General features: G+C 59.3%; 10 protein-coding genes. 2 read left to right on the top strand and 8 right to left on the bottom strand.

The features are described 5' to 3' along the window. The first annotated feature begins 24 nt into the window (after positions 1-24). Both AC0TOY_RS19300 and AC0TOY_RS19295 read left to right on the top strand, forming a co-directional pair. On the top strand, positions 25-873 hold the full coding sequence (locus AC0TOY_RS19300) for an SDR family oxidoreductase (RefSeq protein WP_267217379.1): 849 nt from the start codon (positions 25-27) through the stop codon (positions 871-873). Between the two features lie 96 nt (positions 874-969). Beyond that, a complete protein-coding gene (locus AC0TOY_RS19295) occupies positions 970-1,683 on the top strand; it encodes a 4'-phosphopantetheinyl transferase family protein (RefSeq protein WP_473722381.1) in 714 nt (237 codons plus the stop codon). Here the strand turns inward: AC0TOY_RS19295 and AC0TOY_RS19290 are convergent. From AC0TOY_RS19290 to AC0TOY_RS19255, 8 genes are all read right to left on the bottom strand, one after another. Then, positions 1,651-2,598 (bottom strand): alpha/beta fold hydrolase, encoded by a 948-nt coding sequence (locus AC0TOY_RS19290; RefSeq protein ID WP_032651394.1) that lies wholly within the window; start codon positions 2,596-2,598, stop codon positions 1,651-1,653. The genes AC0TOY_RS19295 and AC0TOY_RS19290 overlap by 33 nt on opposite strands. Continuing rightward, the gene (locus AC0TOY_RS19285; protein ID WP_473722380.1) at positions 2,591-3,760 is read right to left on the bottom strand and encodes an alkane 1-monooxygenase; all 1,170 of its coding nucleotides are present in this window, start codon (positions 3,758-3,760) and stop codon (positions 2,591-2,593) included. The genes AC0TOY_RS19290 and AC0TOY_RS19285 overlap by 8 nt, the downstream gene beginning before the upstream one ends. Further along, positions 3,754-4,812, bottom strand: coding sequence for a 2Fe-2S iron-sulfur cluster-binding protein (locus tag AC0TOY_RS19280; protein WP_473722378.1), 1,059 nt, complete (start codon positions 4,810-4,812; stop codon positions 3,754-3,756). The genes AC0TOY_RS19285 and AC0TOY_RS19280 overlap by 7 nt, the downstream gene beginning before the upstream one ends. Position 4,813: 1 nt before the next feature. Beyond that, complete coding sequence (locus AC0TOY_RS19275) at positions 4,814-5,830, bottom strand: arylesterase (RefSeq protein ID WP_473722377.1); 1,017 nt, start codon at positions 5,828-5,830, stop codon at positions 4,814-4,816. After that, positions 5,827-13,563: an aminotransferase class III-fold pyridoxal phosphate-dependent enzyme gene (locus tag AC0TOY_RS19270; protein ID WP_473722508.1), complete on the bottom strand. Its 7,737-nt coding sequence runs from the start codon at positions 13,561-13,563 to the stop codon at positions 5,827-5,829. Before AC0TOY_RS19270 ends, AC0TOY_RS19275 begins: the two co-directional genes overlap by 4 nt. A gap of 43 nt (positions 13,564-13,606) precedes the next feature. After that, positions 13,607-14,434, bottom strand: coding sequence for a hypothetical protein (locus AC0TOY_RS19265; RefSeq protein ID WP_032651384.1), 828 nt, complete (start codon positions 14,432-14,434; stop codon positions 13,607-13,609). A 25-nt stretch (positions 14,435-14,459) separates the two neighbouring features. After that, entirely contained in the window at positions 14,460-14,870 is a 411-nt protein-coding gene (locus AC0TOY_RS19260) for a membrane protein (protein WP_024907308.1), read from the bottom strand. Positions 14,871-14,961: 91 nt separating this feature from the next. Continuing rightward, positions 14,962-16,860, bottom strand: coding sequence for a beta-ketoacyl synthase (locus AC0TOY_RS19255; protein WP_248272847.1), 1,899 nt, complete (start codon positions 16,858-16,860; stop codon positions 14,962-14,964). Between the last annotated feature and the right edge of the window lie 61 nt (positions 16,861-16,921).

Raw genomic sequence — 16,921 nt, 5'->3', positions numbered from 1 at the left:
AGACAAACACGAAGGAGATTCACCATGATCGCGATTACCGGCGCTACAGGCCAGCTTGGCCATCTCGTTATCGAACAGCTGTTGAAAACCGTACCGGCCAGCCAGATTGTGGCTATCGTACGTAACCCGGCGAAAGCGCAAGCCTTAAGCCAGCAGGGGATAGTGGTGCGTCAGGCAGACTACACGGACGAAGCCGCCTTCGCCGCCGCGCTGAGCGGCGTGGATAAACTGCTGCTGATCTCTTCCAGTGAAGTCGGCCAGCGCGCAACCCAGCACCAGAACGTGATTAACGCCGCCAAAACGGCAGGAGTGAAATTTATAGCCTACACCAGCCTGCTGCACGCGGACAAATCACCGCTCGGTCTGCACGTTGAACACGTTGCCACTGAAAAAGCGCTGGCGGCGTCCGGCATTCCTTATGCCCTGCTGCGCAACGGCTGGTATACCGAAAACTATCTGGCGAGCGCGCCGCCTGCGCTGGAACACGGCGTGTTTATTGGTGCGGCAGGCGAAGGCAAAATTGCCTCTGCCACCCGCGCAGACTATGCCGCGGCGGCAGCCAAAGTGATTGCTGAAGAGGGCCACGCGGGCAAGGTGTATGAACTGGCGGGCGACCAAGGCTGGACGCTGAGCGAACTGGCGGCTGAACTCAGCAAACAGAGCGGGAAGCCGGTCACCTATCAGAATCTCAGTGAAGCGGATTTTGCCGCCGCGCTGAAAAGCGTCGGCCTGCCTGCCGGGCTGGCAGATATGCTGGCGGACTCCGATGTCGGTGCCTCCAAAGGGGGACTTTTTGACGATAGCCATACGCTGAGCAAACTGATCGGGCGCGCAACGACGCCGCTGGCGCAGAGCATCAAAGCCATTCTGTAACGGCCTGACCGTTTTCTCCCGCGGCCGGGTGATTCCCCTTACCCGGCACGCACTTATATGGCATTCTGTCCTCCCGACAGATACCGAAACCCTGCTATGTTTACTGCGATAAACACGGATTCCGCGCCCCCTTTTATTCACTCCGTTGAGATGGGCAACGTCGCCCCTTTCCCCGCACTGCGCTACTGCCTGGTCTCATTCACCGTGCACGAGTACCATGACGGGCTCTTTGATAAATGGGGCATCCCTTTTCCCGTTCCGCTCAACAGCGCCGTGGTAAAACGCAGGGCGGAGTATCTTGCGGCACGTTACGCCGCGCAGCGGGTGCTGAGATCCTTCGGCTGTGACGCTACGCCGGGCAGCGCGCCGGATCGTTCTCCGGTGTGGCCTTCCGGCTGGCGGGGAAGCCTGTCACATTCTCATGAGTGGGCGCTGGCGGTCATCGCGCCAGAGGCGTCTGGCCTGACGCCGGGCGTCGACATTGAGTTTTTAGCCCCCGGGATGATGCAGCGGACAGCGCACCTGTTTACCACACCGCAGGAGCGGGAATGTCTTGCCGCCAGCCAGATCGACGAGGCCAGCGCGCTACTCATCACCTTTTCCGCGAAAGAGAGTCTCTATAAGGCGCTCTATCCTGAGGTTGGCCGCGCCCTCGATTTTGACGCAGCCCGCGTGTGCCACATCGCGCCTGAACAGCAGAGGATCACCCTGGAGCTGACCCAGACGCTGTCACCTCAACGCGTAAAGGGCAGCCGGATCCAGGGCTATTATCAGCTCTCAGGCGACAGGGTTATCACGATCATTGCCTGACGCCAGCAAGGGAGCCAGATACGCCATCACCATGTCGATGCCCTCCCCCGGACGGCGCAGCGGGTTATGCCCCTGACCGTGGGTCTCTGCCAGCCTCGCGCCAGGCCAGGCGTTGACCAGGCATTCCGCTTCGACCCGCAATACGATGTCATCGCTGCTGTCGTGAATAACAAGGGCGGGCTGATCGACCTGCTGCAGCCCCTCATAGGCGTTAAAGCGCTGCCAGACCGCCTCGCCAATACCAAAGTACCCTTCAATATACCGTCGTAGCCTTTGCTGCTGACGACCCGGGAGATTCAGGATCGCGGCATATTTGGTGACCAGCCCGCTAAAGTGCGTCGGCGCCCCCACGATAACCAGCGCGCGGGTCCGCAATCCCGCCTTTACCGCATTAATAACGGATAACCCGCCAAACGAGTGCGCCACAATCGCGTCAAAACCCCCTTCCTGCTGCGCCAGCTGTTCAATGATTTCAATGAACTCGACGATGCTGCTCTGACGTCCAGCCGCGTTGCCATGTGCGGGGGCGTCAAACCCGATGACCTGAAAGCCCTTTTCGACCAGCGTCTTGATCAGCCTGCCAAAGTGGGAAGCCCTCGACTCCCAGCCGTGGGCTAACAGCACGGTAGGTCCCTCGCTGCCCCAGCGGTACACCACCGCATGTTTACCATTACTTAAAGGGAGAGACTCAATGCGGCTCGCCAGTGCCGTCATCTCTTTATCGCCTGCACGCGTCGGCACCCGGCGCGGCGTAAAAAACCGATTGCCCAGCCAGTCGGCGGTCGCCCCCGGCACAACCCGATCCATCAGGCGGATACCGGCCTTCACGCATGACACCATCGGCGAGCGCAGGTAGGCGGGGCCACGATACTGCTGGTAGGCTTGCTCAATCAGTCGATCAAATTGCTCACTCATGGGACTCTCCGGAAACACAGGGAACAGTGGACTTAACCGCGGATGATTCAGACTGACGGATCAGGGCACGCTCTGCGTCACTGGCAACGTGTTCGTCCCAGTACGCGAGTTTTGCTTCCATTCGCTTAAACCACAGCGGCGGGATCAGCGCGTAAAAAATATGGGCGACATACCCTTTTTCGATTCCCACCGCGTAGCTGTGCGCCTGCAAATTCCAGTATTCACGACGCGGATGGGTGTGATGATCGGAGTGGCGCGTCAGGTTCAGCAGACCGGCCGACGAGGCCCGGTTATTGCAATCCCAGCTGTGTCGCGGCTCCACGCGCGTGCCGGGCAGACGAACCAGACCGTAGTGTTGGATATAATTCACCGTTTCAAACAGGAACTTAGAGACCAGCATGGTCACCAGGCACGCCAGCGCGCCCCGGACGCCCGCCGCTGTAAAGCAGACCGCCACGATCAGCAGGCTCATCAGAACCCCGCTCACCACCCGGTTCACCAGCATGGCCCCGCCTCGGTTCTGAAGCGACAGCCGCTGCGCTTCCACCTGCCAGGATTCAACATACTGCGACAGAGAAGAACGGATAAAGAAGCGATACACACTCTCCCCACGACGCGCCGTCGCGCCGTCCGCCGGGGTCGCCACGTTAGGATGATGCGAATAGACGTGTGAAATCGAAAACTGTGCATCGCCGACCAGCGCCAGAAGCCAGCGCCCGACCATCATCGCCGCCAGGCTGTGGGTTTTGTGGATAAGCTCATGGGCCACCACGGTATTGGTGCTCATGGTATAGCCGGTGGAGGCCGCCGCAAGCAGCAGCTCAGGCTGGGTAAGGTGATGCAACGCCATAAAGTTGTGACCCGTCAGGGCGGAAAGCCATGCGCCAAACCCGAGCAGATCGCCCGGCGCGGCCTGCCAGATAAGGGCGAACAACGCCAGCAGCGCGGCCGGGAGCTGTAAATACGGGATGATTTCCAGCAGCGCCGGCAGCCGGTAGTGGCGATCGGCGGTGTCGTGCGTGGTTGCGTTATCGAAAAGGAGATAGCTCAGCGTCACGCAGAGCATGGAGACGACGATCCACACGCCACCGAGCACGGTTGTGAGCGCGGTCAGCGGAAAAAAAACGCAGGGGACAAGGGCAAATCTCAGGTAACTCAACATACGGGCTCCTTATTGTTATGACTGTTTTTTGCACCGACCGGCGGGGAGAAGCAGTCCATTTCAAGCAGGTGGCTCATCACCCCTCCGGCAAGCAGCCTTTGCCGGCACGCCTGCGCCAGCGCGGGATTGCCGCAAATCACGACGCGCCATTCGGCTACCGCCGTCCGGCGGGGATAGAGGGCGCGCCAGTCGTCAAGCCAGCAGGTAATGCGTCCTGCCAGCTCCAGCGCCTGATGAACCTCACGCTCCCGGGATAACGCGTGCAGATAGTGAAAACCGGGATAGTGCTGACGCAGACGCTGCAGTTCCTGCAGGTCGAATGTGTCCTGCCGCCTGCGAACCGCGTGGATCAGCATGACCTCGCGGTGGGGATGACGCGCCAGCGCGGCGCGGACCAGACCCAGCGTCGTTCCGAGTCCCGATCCACTGGCGATAGCCAGCAGAGGACCGTTACCGTCATCCCGCTGGCCGAACTGCCCCCGGCAGTCTGAGAGCCACACCTTCCGCCCAGCCGCCTGTTCATCACACAGCAGTGGGGATAACCGCCCCTCTTCACGGCGCGTGATATCCAGAACAATCTCTCGCCCCTGGCTCGGCCAGCTCACGGAAAAGCTCCGGATATCCTTATCCTTTTCGAGACCGACCTGAACGTATTGTCCTGGCTGAAAGGACAACGTCTGCTCCGCCAGCAGCGTCACGCGCCATACCGTGGATGAGAGCGCAACAGCCCGCTTAACTCGCGCAGGCGTCCAGGACGCGGATGCCGCGGCCAGCGTTAAATCCGATTCTGGCAGGCACTGGCATGCCAGCACGTGGCCGGCGGCAATCTCCTCCTGGCTGAGCAAATAGCTCAGGTCGACAAGCGAACGCACCTTGCCGCTCGTTACCCGGCAAAGACAGGATTTACACGAGCCGACCTGGCAGTTATACGGCAGGGAAACGCCGGCGTTGAGCGCGCTTTCGAGAAGCGTATGGCCGGACGGCAGGGGGAATTCATGTCCCTCAAGCGTCCCCTGAAAATGACCACGTCGGGAAAACCATCTCTTCAGCATCTTATTGCTCCCCGCACAGCAGCAGCCCGTCGTCAAAGACGCTGCCCATCATCACTTTTCCACCCATGGGCGCGGCAACGCTGACTGCCGCCAGCGACGCACCGTGGCTTTGATAGAAAATAGTGGCCTGACTGATTTCACCCTGTGCACCGGTTGTCAGCCGCCACACCATGGACGGTGAACGCGCCTGGGCATCTTTCTGATAGGCGGCCAGCTTCAGAAGCTGCGGGTGCGCCGCCACCAGCATTCCCTGCCCGTCCGGCAGGATATTGTCGACGCCATGCAGACCGCTGAAGCGCCCCAGCAGGACGGGCGCAGCCTCATTCGGCTGCCACGCCCAGCTGCTCACCGCGCCGCGGGTGGTTTCCGCCACGTACAGACGCCCCAATTGTCGGTTGTAATAAATGCCGTTCGCAAAATGCAGGTCATCGATCAGGGTATGCAGCCCCGCCTCGTCTGCCAGCAGGACGCTGGAGAGCGGCAGTCGCAGATAGTCCTCCACGCGTCCCGCGAAGCCCTTCCACCGGTGGTCCCGCGTCAGCAGCCAGCGGGTTTTATCAATGACGCTGATATCATTGATGTTGTTTCCGACCGCGCGCGACAGGGCGGGCTGATACTCAAGACGCATCTGCGCGCGATTAAAGCGAAACACATCAATGCTGTCCTCCTGGGGACGGTGGTTCACCACGTAGATCCACGTCTCGCCCTCCTGCTGCCAGACATCGATACCGTGCGGGAAGAAGGCATCCGGATAGTCACCGGCTAATCGCTGCGGCCTGTCGCTGCCGTTGAGGTAATAGAGCGCCCCGGGCGCGCTGCCGTGTCGGTTGAGGCTGCTGGCTATTGCCCCGCCATCCGATAAGGGCGCGATATCCTCCGCGCCCTCAATGCCGGTGATTTTTTGGCACTGTTCACCGCCGCGCTCCTGCACCTGATAAAACAGTCCGGCATCGATCAGCAGATTAACCACGAACGCCAGCACGGCGCCCGCGAGGACGATAATCGTCAGCTTTTTCATGATGCGGCCAGCGCCTCTGATGACGAGAACAATGCTTCGGCTGCCTCTTCGCCCTGCTCGGCCAGCACAGCGATCGCCTTCAGGAAGTGCTCCAGCAACGCACGGGCGCTCGCCTCGGTGAAATAGCGCATCTGGTAATCCAGCTCGACGGACAGCCCCTCTTTCGTCTCGAGAATGTTAACCATCAGCGGGAATTCGACAGCGCCGATCGGGAGGAGAGACAGGCTGGCCTCCCACTGCCGCAGCTCTGCCAGCGGAGCATGCGGCTCGACGTTAAAGGTCGCCAGCAGCGGAAGCGGCGCATCCTGACCGTGGAAGCAGCGTGACGGCAGGGCGGGCTCGTCGCGCTGCGCGAGGATGCCGTCATGGATTGCCCTGGCGACATCAGATAACGACGCACAGGCGGCGCTGTCGATACACAGCGGCAACAGCCGGACGCACTGGCCGACAAGCGCATCGCCCTGCCCGAAATCCCGCCCGGCATCCGGCACGCCGACCGGCACCGGAGAATGACCGACCACCTTCTCAAGCGTCAGGGTAAAGAGCGCATTCAGCATCGCGAAGCGGGTCACCCGCAGCTCAGCGGAGGCTTTGCGCAGCTGCGCGGTCAGGCCCGGATACGACAAGCGCTGTACCAGCCGCTGCCCCTGATACGTCCGGGAAGGTGCCAGCACGGTAAGGACGTCTGGCGTTGCCCGGCGGGCAGGAAGCGCCGCAAGACGCGCAGGTAGCGCTGCCTCGCTGACGATGTTCTGCGCACGGATAGCCTGCAGATAGCTTGCCGCAGCCGCCAGGTCAGGGCGTTTACCCGACGCCAGGGCATCGTAAAGATGCAGCAGCTCGCGCAGCATCACCATGAACGACCAGCCGTCCGCCACCGAATGATGTGCCGCGATGGCGAGCGTGGTTTTCCCCTCATGGCGGACCAGCAGCAGTCGGGCCAGCGGCGCGGCGGTCAGGTCAAAGGGACGCGCGGCAAACTCAGCGAGACAGGCGGCAGGCGCCGCGTATTCCTCGCTGATATCGACGGTGGGCGCCAGGGCCACCTGAAGTTCGCCTGCGTCAGTGAACTGCATACGCATCGCGTCATGGCGCTCGCACAGCAGTTGCCAGGCGGCGCGCATGATCTCGCTGTCTACGTTGCGCGGCGTTTCAATGACGCCGCCGATCGTCCCGGCCAACCGCCCGCTTTCATCCCGCGCGGCCAGCTGCAGAAAACGCTGCTGGCTGTCTGCAACGGCATAGCGCGTGTCGGGGCGCAATCCGGCCAGTCCAAAGAAGCCGTCCACGCGCATAGCGTTAACGCTCTCTTTCACTGCCGCAATAAAGCGGTCGATATCCTCGTCCGTGTGCGCGACCGAGACAAAGCAGTTACGCCCTTCCCAGATGAAAATGCCGCGCAGCATCAGGTGGTGGAAGAGGATGTCGTAGTTGCCGTTGAATTTGAAACGGAACAGGCTGCCGGCAGAGACGATCTCAATCGGCGTACCGGTTGCAGAGAACCAGGTATTTAGCGACATCGTCAGACGCGCGGTTTTTTGGTTGATGTCGTCATACAGCGCCGGATGGGCTTTGATGTACTCCAGCACGGCTTTGCTTGCCGCCATGGTCAGCGGATGCTTGGAGAAGGTACCGGCAAAGAAGATCAGTTCAGCCTGCGGCCAGGAGTCATCGCCATACTGCCAGAATCCGCCGTCGATACTGTCCATAAAGCGGCTGGAGCCTGCAATCACGCCGATCGGCATACCGCCGCCGACGATCTTACCGTAGGAGGCGATATCCGCCTGAACGCCGTAATACGCCTGCGCGCCGCCGGCCGCCAGACGGAAACCGGTGATCACCTCGTCAAACATCAGCGCAATATTGTGGGTCGTCGTCAGCTCACGCAGGGTATGCAGGTATTCGCGCGGCTGATGATCGGGATAACGGCTCTGCACCGGTTCGACGATCACCACCGCCAGCTCGGCGGCATAGCGGGCGATAAGCGCCAGGCTCTCTTCGCTGCCGTAATCGAGCACCAGCAGGTCGTCCACCAGCGATGGCGGCGTACCGGCGGCAATCGGCGTGGCGCGCTCGGGGGTTTCTCCGCCCTGCTGCCGCCCCAGAATGCCGTCAAACACGCCGTGATATGAGCCGCTAAACAGCGCGACTTTATTTTTCCCCGTCACGGCGCGCGCCAGGCGCACGGCGCTCATTACCGCTTCAGAGCCGGAGTTACAAAATGCCACCCGCTGCTGGCCGGTCAGCTCGCTGATAAGCGTTGCCACCTCGCCCGCCAGCGCGCTTTGCGGCCCGATCTGCATGCCCCGCGCCAGCTGGTCGGCAACCGCCTGCTGTACGCAGTCCGGTGCATGCCCCAGCAGGTTGGCGCCAAACCCCATCGTAAAATCAATATACTCGTTGCCATCAACGTCCCAGATGCGCGATCCCTGAGAGCGTTCCCCCACTAAGGGGTAAAGCATCTCCTTGGTGGATAAACGAAAGCCCGCAGAGGCCCGGTTATCCGCCAGCACGGCGCGGTACTGCTGGGCATTGCGTTTCGACCCGCCTGTTTTATCGACAAACCGCTGGGTGAGCTGCGCCAGATGCTGGTCGCGCTCGGTGCCCAGGGAGACCTTTTTCGTCTCTTTTTTAAACCAGCTGCTGTGCGCGCTGGCCTTCACCGGTGCGGCCGGGGTGGCGACAGGCGCTGGCGCGATGACGTCCGGCATCGTTGGCGCGACGGGCATCGGGAGAGTCTGCGCCGTGCCGTTGAGCAGCGTGAGCTGCTGGGACATAAGCTCCAGCTGGCGGGCAATCAGATCCTGAACCGCGCCAGGCACCGGCTTGCTGGTTCCCGGCATGGCCACGACAGGCTGCGCCGCCTGCCCGGCGGTTTCCGGGGTGCTGAGCGGAGCCGCAGCCGCCGCTGGCTGCGCGTGCTCCACCACATAACCGATCACCGCGTCCAGCGTATTGAGCTCTTCAAACAGCGCGCGTACCGGGATGGCCACGCCGTAGCGGTCCTTAATGGTATTGATGGCATCCAGCAGCACCAGCGAGTCCGCCCCCATTTCCAGGAAGGGCAGTTCGTCGTCAAGCGTGGCGGGATCCGCCTCAAGAAAACCGGCAATAATCGCTTTTATTTCAGCGGCTAAATGGTGTTGATTTGACATAGCGTCCTCTTTTGCAGATGGGGTCTGCGCTGGCGTCTCATCCGCCAGCCAGTAACGTTTGCGGCAGAACTGGATGGCGGGCAGGTTTAACGCCTCCCGCGTGGTCGCGTGGTACAGCCCGCTCCAGTTGATGTCGTGCCCGTGCTGCCACAGCGTTCCCAGCAGCGTCAGCAGTGATTTGTACTCATGTCGCCGATCGCCTGCGGCCAGCACCCGGTGACGGCGGTCGGTGGCGGTCACAAATTTGCCCAGCGAACTGTCCGCGCTCAGATCGATAAAGGTGAACTCACCCTGCGCAAGCACGTTTTGCACGCCCTGAAGGAAACGAACGGGCTGGCGAATTTGCCGGGTCCAGTAGTCGGCGTCGGTTTGGTCGCGCGCCTCGCCGTTCAGGTTGCTGTAAAACGGGATCGTCCCGCGGGTGAAGGTGACGTTGTTGACCAGCCACTCGCGCCAGGCACCGAGGATCGGATCCATCATCGAGGAGTGAAATGCGCTGGCGGTTTTAATTTTTCTGGCGTGGCCACCCTGAGCAGAAATGGCCTGGAGACAGGCGTCAATCGCCGTCTGGCTGCCTGCGATGGTGGTCAGCGTCGGGGTGTTGAATGCGGCAATATCAATGTCACCCGCCCAGGGTGAAATCAGCTGGCACACCTCGGCTTCACCGCTGAAGACAACCGCCATCGCCCCTTCCTGCGTCAGGGCTGACATCAACAGCGCGCGCTGATGAACCATAGCCAGCCCGTCGTCGAGCGAGAGATAGCCTGCGATGACCGCCGCGCAGTACTCTCCCAGGCTGTGCCCCATCACGGCTGCCGGACGGGGTCCAAACTGCATCACGCTCTGAGCAAGCGCGTAGCTACAGGCAAATAAGGAGAGCTGGCAGGTTCTGGCGCAGCGCTGCCAGCTATCGTCACGGGCAAACAGCGCCTGCGTGATATCAATCTGATAACGCTGCCGGATGGTCGTCGCCAGCGCGTCAAACTGGGCGCGATAGTGCGGCAGATGGTGATACAGCTCGGCCCCCATGCCGATTTGCTGGGTGCCCTGCCCCGGGAAGAGCCAGACCTGAGGCTGGGCTTTACCTGCTTTGCAGGCCGTGAGCTGCGCAAGGCTGTCCGCCAGCTGGGCGCGGTCCGCGCCATACGCCACGCCGCGATAGCGGGCCGCATCGTAGCGGGTGTTCACCAGCCGACACCAGGTGGCGATATCGCTCTCCTGACATGTCGATAACCCTTTTTTGACCGCCTCCCGCTGAAGGGGAAACGCCCCTTCATCATGTGAACCGATCAGAAGCAGGCCGTGGGGCGCAGCGGGCTCCTGGCGTTTTTCCACCGCTGGCGCGCTGCGCAAAATCACGTGACCGTTGGTGCCGCCGAAGCCAAAGCTGCTTACACCCGCGTAGCGTACGTCACCATCGGCATGCCATGAGGCAGGCTGCGCACCGCTTACCTCAATATGACGGCTAATCGCCGCAATATGCGGGTTTTTATGCTGGAAGTTGAGGTGCGGCACATATTGTCGGTAGTGCAACATCAGAGACGTTTTCACCACGCCCAGCACGCCCGCCGCCGCCTCCAGGTGGCCAATGTTGGTTTTAATCGACCCCACCTGGACAGGTGCGTTTTTTTTCCGGTCCGCAAATACCGCTTCCAGCGCCTGATATTCAATCAGATCGCCCAGCGCCGTTCCCGTCCCGTGCGCTTCGATATAGTCAATGCTATCGCTGTCCACTCCGGCATACGCCATTGCCTGCCGGATGACCGCCTGCTGCGATGGGCCATTTGGCGCGGTAATGCCGTTGCTGCGGCCGTCCTGGTTCACGGCGCTCGCCACCAGCGTGGCATAAACCCGATCGCCATCCGCCAGCGCCTGCGAAAGCGGCTTAAGCACCACAACGCCACACCCTTCGCCACGAACGTAACCATCGGCGCGGGCGTCAAAGGTTTTACACCGGCCGTCGGGGGCCAGCATCTGGGCATCGGTGAAGACTTTTTGCAAATGCGGCGTCAGCGCCAGATTAACGCCTCCGGCAATGGCCAGAGAACTCCGTCCGGCCCGCAGGCTTTGCATTGCCCCCTCTATCGCCACCAGCGAGGAAGAGCATGCCGTGTCGACGGCGACGCTTGGCCCTTTTAAATCATAAAGATAAGAAATTCGGTTGGCCGCGATGCTGTGCGCGTTGCCTAAGCCGCTGTAGGCCGAGACGTTATCGCCGCAGGCCAGGGCATAGTCGCTGGCGCTGATCCCGACATAAACCGCCGTATCGCTACCGCGCAGGGAGGATGCCTTAAGGCCGGCATCGGTGAGCGCCTGTTGAACGGTTTCTAACAGCAGACGATGCTGCGGATCGATATAGACGGCTTCGCGGGGAGAGATGCCGAAGTAGCCTGCATCGAAGGCGTCGACCTCGTCAAAGAAACTGCCTTTACGGTTAAAACCGTCAAGGGAAGAGGTACGCCAGCGCTGCGCCGGGATCTCGCCGGTCGTGCTGTGGCCCTGCTGCAGCAGCGACCACAGCGCCTCCACGCCGCTATGCCCCGGCAGCTCCACGCCGATACCAATCACCGCAATGGCGCTTTCCGCGACGGCGGCGCTGACCGGCCGGACCGCAGCCGGTTCTCCCAGCGCGACCGCCAGCTGATTGATGGTGGGATAGTCGTAAATCAGCGCGGGAGAGAGCTCGCGGCCCAGCCGCTGTTCAAGTTCGCCAATGACGCCCACCGCCTGCAAAGAGCTCAAGCCAAAGCCGGTAAACGCGTCATCCCACCGGGATTCGCCGATCGTCGTGTTCAGCGTGTTGCCGATTATCCCGGCAATCAGCGCCGCCAGCGCGGGAGGGGTTTCCCCCGCGTATTCAACCGGTTTTGACGCGTCCTGGCGGCTGCGCCAGGCCACGTCCAGGGTCCCCTGCTGATACATCATCTTCGCGCGGGTGCGCTGTAATTTCCCGCTGGTGGTGCGGGGGATTGCCCTTCGTTCGACAAGGAGCAGTTCATCCAGCGTAATGCCGTGACGCTCCGCCACCGCCGCGGTCACGGACGGTGCCAGCGTCGCCATATCGAGATCATTTTTATGGCGCGTCATCAGCTCAAGCAGCGCTACCGGGCGCTCGTCTTCACTGGCAAACACGCAGACCGTCGCTTCCGCCAGCGCGGGAGCGGACTGGCGGATCGTCTCTTCAATATCCGTCGGGTAGTGGTTCTGGCCGTTGATAATCAGCAGCTCTTTGAGCCGTCCGGTGACGTACAAATGGCCGGACTGGAGAAAACCCATATCGCCGCTGCGCAGCCACGGGTGCGGATCGCCTGCCAGAGACGCCCGGAAGGTTTCGCGCGTGGCGGCATCATTGGCCCAGTATCCGGCGGCAACGCTCGGACCACGCAGCCATATTTCTCCGCTCTCACCGTCAGCAAGCGGCTGATGGTGGTCAGGATCGACAATACGCACCTCGGTATCAGTCAGAGCCTGCCCGCAGCTCACCGCACCGACCTCGTCCGACACGCGGAGCCCCTGCCCTTTGTCCATTCCGGTGACGATGAGCGTGGTTTCCGCCATGCCGTAGCAGGGCAGGAACGCGCCGGGCCGGAACCCTGCGGGCGCAAAGTGTTCGCTAAACTGCTTGAGCGTGGCGGGCCGAATCGGCTCTGCGCCACAGAAAGCCACGTCCCAGCGCGAAAGATCCAGTACCTCAACCTGCTCTCGGCCAATCTTACGCACGCACAGATCGTAGGCGAAATTAGGGCCGCCGGAGGTCGTGGCCTGATAGTCGGAAATCTGTTTGAGCCAGTTAAGGGGGTTTTTCATTAACATCATCGGCGACATCACCCGACAGGGGAAGGCGCCGAACACGGGCTGCAGTAGACCGCCAATAAGCCCCATATCATGAAAATGCGGCAGCCAGATCGTGCCCCGGCTTTCGCTGTGGTGGCCGAAAAAGCGGTGAATGGCATGTGAGTTAGCCCACAGGTTGCCATGGGTCACCATCACGCCTTTCGGGGAGCCCGTCGAACCCGAGGTGTACTGTAAAAAAGCCAGATCGTTGTCTGCTACCGGAACGGGGTGAAATGCCCCGGAGAAGGTGCGTTCAAGATGATGCAGACGATAACCCGCAGGTAGCGCAGCTGTGTCTGGTTTGTCGAAGGTAAAAATAAGCGGGGATAATGGAAGTGATAGCTGGCCTAGCGTTTCTGCCCCCCTGGCTGTCGTAACAATACAGTCCGTTTGCGCATTACGTAATACGCCGGCAAAACGCTCCCACGCGCTTCCTGACGATTTTGCGGGCATCGGGACGGGAACCGCCACTCTGCCGGCGTAAAGACAGCCAAAAAAAGCGCCAATAAAATCTTCACCATCCGGATAAAGCAATATGACCCTGTCGCCCCGCTGCCCGTACTGCATTAAAGCCTCTGCAAGCGACGCGGCGCGCTGGTGTAGCTGGTCATAGCTTTGGCTGTGAATTTCACTGGCGCTGCGGACGAATTCAAATGCCGTCTGAGTAGTCTGTTGAACAGCAAGTTCGGGCAAAAGCTGGTTGAAGGAATGATATCCCCTGTTAAACAACTGATGAGACGGCATCATAATTCGCTCTATATTTTCAAATGTAATGAGGGTGAAAAGATTATTTTCCGGCGCGGCCAGCCAGCAGATCGTTACAGAAGTCGTTCCAGACCTTCAGCCACAGATCGACGCGCTGTTCCATCTCGGCGTAGCGGTCTTCCGTCAGCGCCTGGCAGAACAGGATCCATGCATCTTCGGAGTGACCATCTTCAATGGACTCTCCCGTTTCGCTTTCTACATGGATGCTGTGATAGCCCTTCGTGACGTCAATATCCGTTGCTTTATCAACACCTTTTGCCCACGGCGTGGCAAAGTCATGGAAGACGGTCTCGGCCACGGCCAGCAAACCCACCAGCTGGGTATAGTCGCCATAGGCATTCTCGAAGGTTGCGCGGCAGGCCAGAGAGCTGGACATCGGCAGCCAGGATTTCACCTCGTGCTCCGTCATCCCCAGCTGCTGGATGGTCGTAAAGAACTGCACGTAGTGCGCCAGCGCGGGCTGGCCGTTGTAATTGCCCTCGGCGTCTTCGCCAGGGTGGAAGCCCAGCTCATCCAGCAGGTTGATTTGCAGCAGAAAACGGGCCGCCATTTTCGCCTGCGCGCCCAGCGGCGCTTCCAGCTGTTTCGCCGCGCTTAACGCTTCAATAACGGCATCGGTAAAGACTTGCGCAAACGCGTGATAAAATTCCAGATGGAATACGCGCATCTGTTGAATATCAACTTCGCCGCTGTTCATTTTTGCCAAAATAGGGCTGCGCATCAGCGGATGGGATTCAATCCGGTCAATAAGCCTGTTGGCAAAGGCGCGGTTTTCGGTATAAACGTGCTTATCTACGGTCGCGACAATAGCGTCCCGACCCAGCTGGCGGGTATTCAGTAACGTTTTCATTTTTATTTCTCAGGTAGGTGATAGTTTACAGGGCGGAAACCCTGCCAATTGCCATTACAACTAACGCATACATTCCACAGCTAAACGGTATAACCTGCACATATTTAAATGGCAGATAAAAACACGATGCAATCAGCAGCACCGGAATACCCACCGAAAGTATCATCATGCAAATAACGGCATAATATTTATAGGTATAAGACACGGCGAGGTCATCAATACACATGCCATAGAGCATGGATATTAACGGCAGCATAATAAAGGCAATATGTGCCAGCCTTAACATTCTGCGATTTAAATCGGTATAGTTTTCATGTCCTTTGGGGGCGCGAAACGGTCCCTTAAAAGCGTACATCCCCATTAACCCACCCATCATTATGCCGACGACAATACCGCTCCAGCCAAAGGCAATCAGTATTGCACTGAGATTAGCCACTTTCTTTCTCCTGTTTAGTGGTGCACAAAGGTAAGGCGCCTGAGAAAATACAAGCACCTTTATTTATTAAAAATAAAATCAAATATAACGATTAAAAATCCGGGTATTCTTTAGCCGTCGCGTATGTAATCGGTTTTTCAAATCCAGGAATGGTGATGCCATTCATATCAATCTTAATATCTTCCTCATTTATCCCCTGCTGGCCAAACAGATAAATGACATTGAGTTCACCCTGCGAAGCCGCCTCATCATACGCGTTAGCCTGACGTCGCACCTGGCGGTTACGCTGCTGATACTCCGCAAACACCGCTTCCCCATAGCGTTTGCGCAACCATTGATGGGTAAGCTTTGGCGAGTAAACCACCCCCGTGGCATTATTACCGCCAAAGCCTTTTGAATTTATAAAGGCAATCTGCCCCTGGCCTTCCTCTAATTTGCAGTCCTGAACAGGTATGGTTAAGCGTGCGTTGTTCACCTGTGGCGCAATGTGCGACACGCTTTTAATTCCTGGCAAAATACCATAGCGGAAGACGCCGAGGCAGCTGATGAGCTGGTCGCCGCTGGCGGGCCCCAGGGAGTGACCAAGATACGATTTCACCGCCGTCACCGGCCAGTCGCGAATCGAAAAGGCTTGCGCAACGCGGTCAAAAATATCCGCCTCGGAGACGCAATTCTTCGGCGTGCTTGAACCGTGCGCCTGAATAAACGATCCCTTCTGCACCGTCTCTATCCCCGCCATCGATACCGCAGAGGCTACCGCTTTCGCCATGGTGATGTAGTTCCCCGGCCCCGGTGACGCGATAGAACGCTTAAAGCCGTCAGCGTTGATGAAGACATTCCCCACCGAACCGTGGATCTCTGCCCCAAGCTGCAGCGCCAGCTCGTCGTCCATTAACACGACGTACTGGCTGGATTCTGCGATCACAAAACCGCAGCTGTTGCCAAACGGGCGGCTGCTGTTGCGCCAGTCGGCCGTATCCGTTTCATCAATATGCTTAAGCTTGCTCTCCGTTGCCAGGGCGCCCATGGCATCGAATCCTTCAATCACCTCTGAGGTGACCGGCGCTTCGGCGCTGCCCACAACGGCAACGCGAATGCGCCCCGCTTTAATATCTTCAACTGCCGCATTCAGGTTATACAGAAACGTGGCGCATGCCCCCAGCGTGGCGCTGGTATGACCGACGCTCCCCAGCACATACGCATTGAGGAAATCGGCGCACATGCTGTTCAGGCCCAGCGGACACTGTTTGGCGCTGACGCGATGGCCTTTCAGGCGCGACTGCAGCATACCGCCAAAGCCATAATCGTCGAGCTGTCCCATGATATTGCCCGAATAGACCCCGAGCTGATCCGGCGTGATGTTGGCCTGTATCTCTCGCCACGGGATCCCCAGGGCGTTGATGGCGTCTGACGCTCCGACAATCGCCATTTGTAGCGCCCGCGGATGGAACTGCGAATTGTAATGGTCACCCGGGCGGAATCCCTGCGGCAGCAAACCTGCAGCCTGAACCTCCGTGCGCAACAATGCCTCAATTTTACAGTCCATCTCTCCCTTAACGGTAATACGCACACGCTGATCCGCTAATTCTTCAACGTGCCATCCCGCCGGTAAGGGTTGAGGTAATTGTCTGGAAGATATATTAAAACTGAATCCCTCTTCGCCTGAAACCATATTCAATTTTGCATGGCTGACGATAGCATCGACATCAAAATAGTCGCGCGTAATTTTTCGGATAAGGGTTCCCTCAAGCGCCTCGTCTTTTATCTTCGCGGCAGCCTGAGCAGGTGTAAATCTTTTACCGGAAATGTCGCAATATCCGCCCTCATCATATTTAAGCACGCCCATCAGAATGGCTAACGATAATAACGTCGCTTGCCTTTCCTCTTCCGATAATGACTCAATAATCATTCGACGAAATGCATGATGTGAAGAACTACGACCAGCTGGACCATAGCCGCCAAAAGCCGTTATTACGGGTAATTTCGCCATAATTCATCCTGTAGTGGTCGTGGATTTATTTTGTTAAGTAAGTGCGATAATTTCAGATATT

The organism is Enterobacter sp. PL_is379 (genome assembly GCF_055817355.1).
The sequence above is the reverse complement of the archived record's forward strand: the minus strand, read 5'-3'. Positions and strand labels throughout refer to the sequence as shown.

Excerpts from the sequence above, each read along its gene's own strand:
- AC0TOY_RS19285 (WP_473722380.1), bottom strand. The coding sequence starts at position 3,760 with ATGTTGAGTTACCTGAGATTTGCCCTTGTCCCCTGCGTTTTTTTTCCG.
- AC0TOY_RS19290 (WP_032651394.1), bottom strand. The coding sequence starts at position 2,598 with ATGAGTGAGCAATTTGATCGACTGATTGAGCAAGCCTACCAGCAGTAT.
- AC0TOY_RS19275 (WP_473722377.1), bottom strand. The coding sequence starts at position 5,830 with ATGAAAAAGCTGACGATTATCGTCCTCGCGGGCGCCGTGCTGGCGTTC.
- AC0TOY_RS19270 (WP_473722508.1), bottom strand. The coding sequence starts at position 13,563 with ATGCCGTCTCATCAGTTGTTTAACAGGGGATATCATTCCTTCAACCAG.
- AC0TOY_RS19265 (WP_032651384.1), bottom strand. The coding sequence starts at position 14,434 with ATGAAAACGTTACTGAATACCCGCCAGCTGGGTCGGGACGCTATTGTC.
- AC0TOY_RS19300 (WP_267217379.1), top strand. The coding sequence starts at position 25 with ATGATCGCGATTACCGGCGCTACAGGCCAGCTTGGCCATCTCGTTATC.
- AC0TOY_RS19295 (WP_473722381.1), top strand. The coding sequence starts at position 970 with ATGTTTACTGCGATAAACACGGATTCCGCGCCCCCTTTTATTCACTCC.
- AC0TOY_RS19255 (WP_248272847.1), bottom strand. The coding sequence starts at position 16,860 with ATGGCGAAATTACCCGTAATAACGGCTTTTGGCGGCTATGGTCCAGCT.
- AC0TOY_RS19280 (WP_473722378.1), bottom strand. The coding sequence starts at position 4,812 with ATGCTGAAGAGATGGTTTTCCCGACGTGGTCATTTTCAGGGGACGCTT.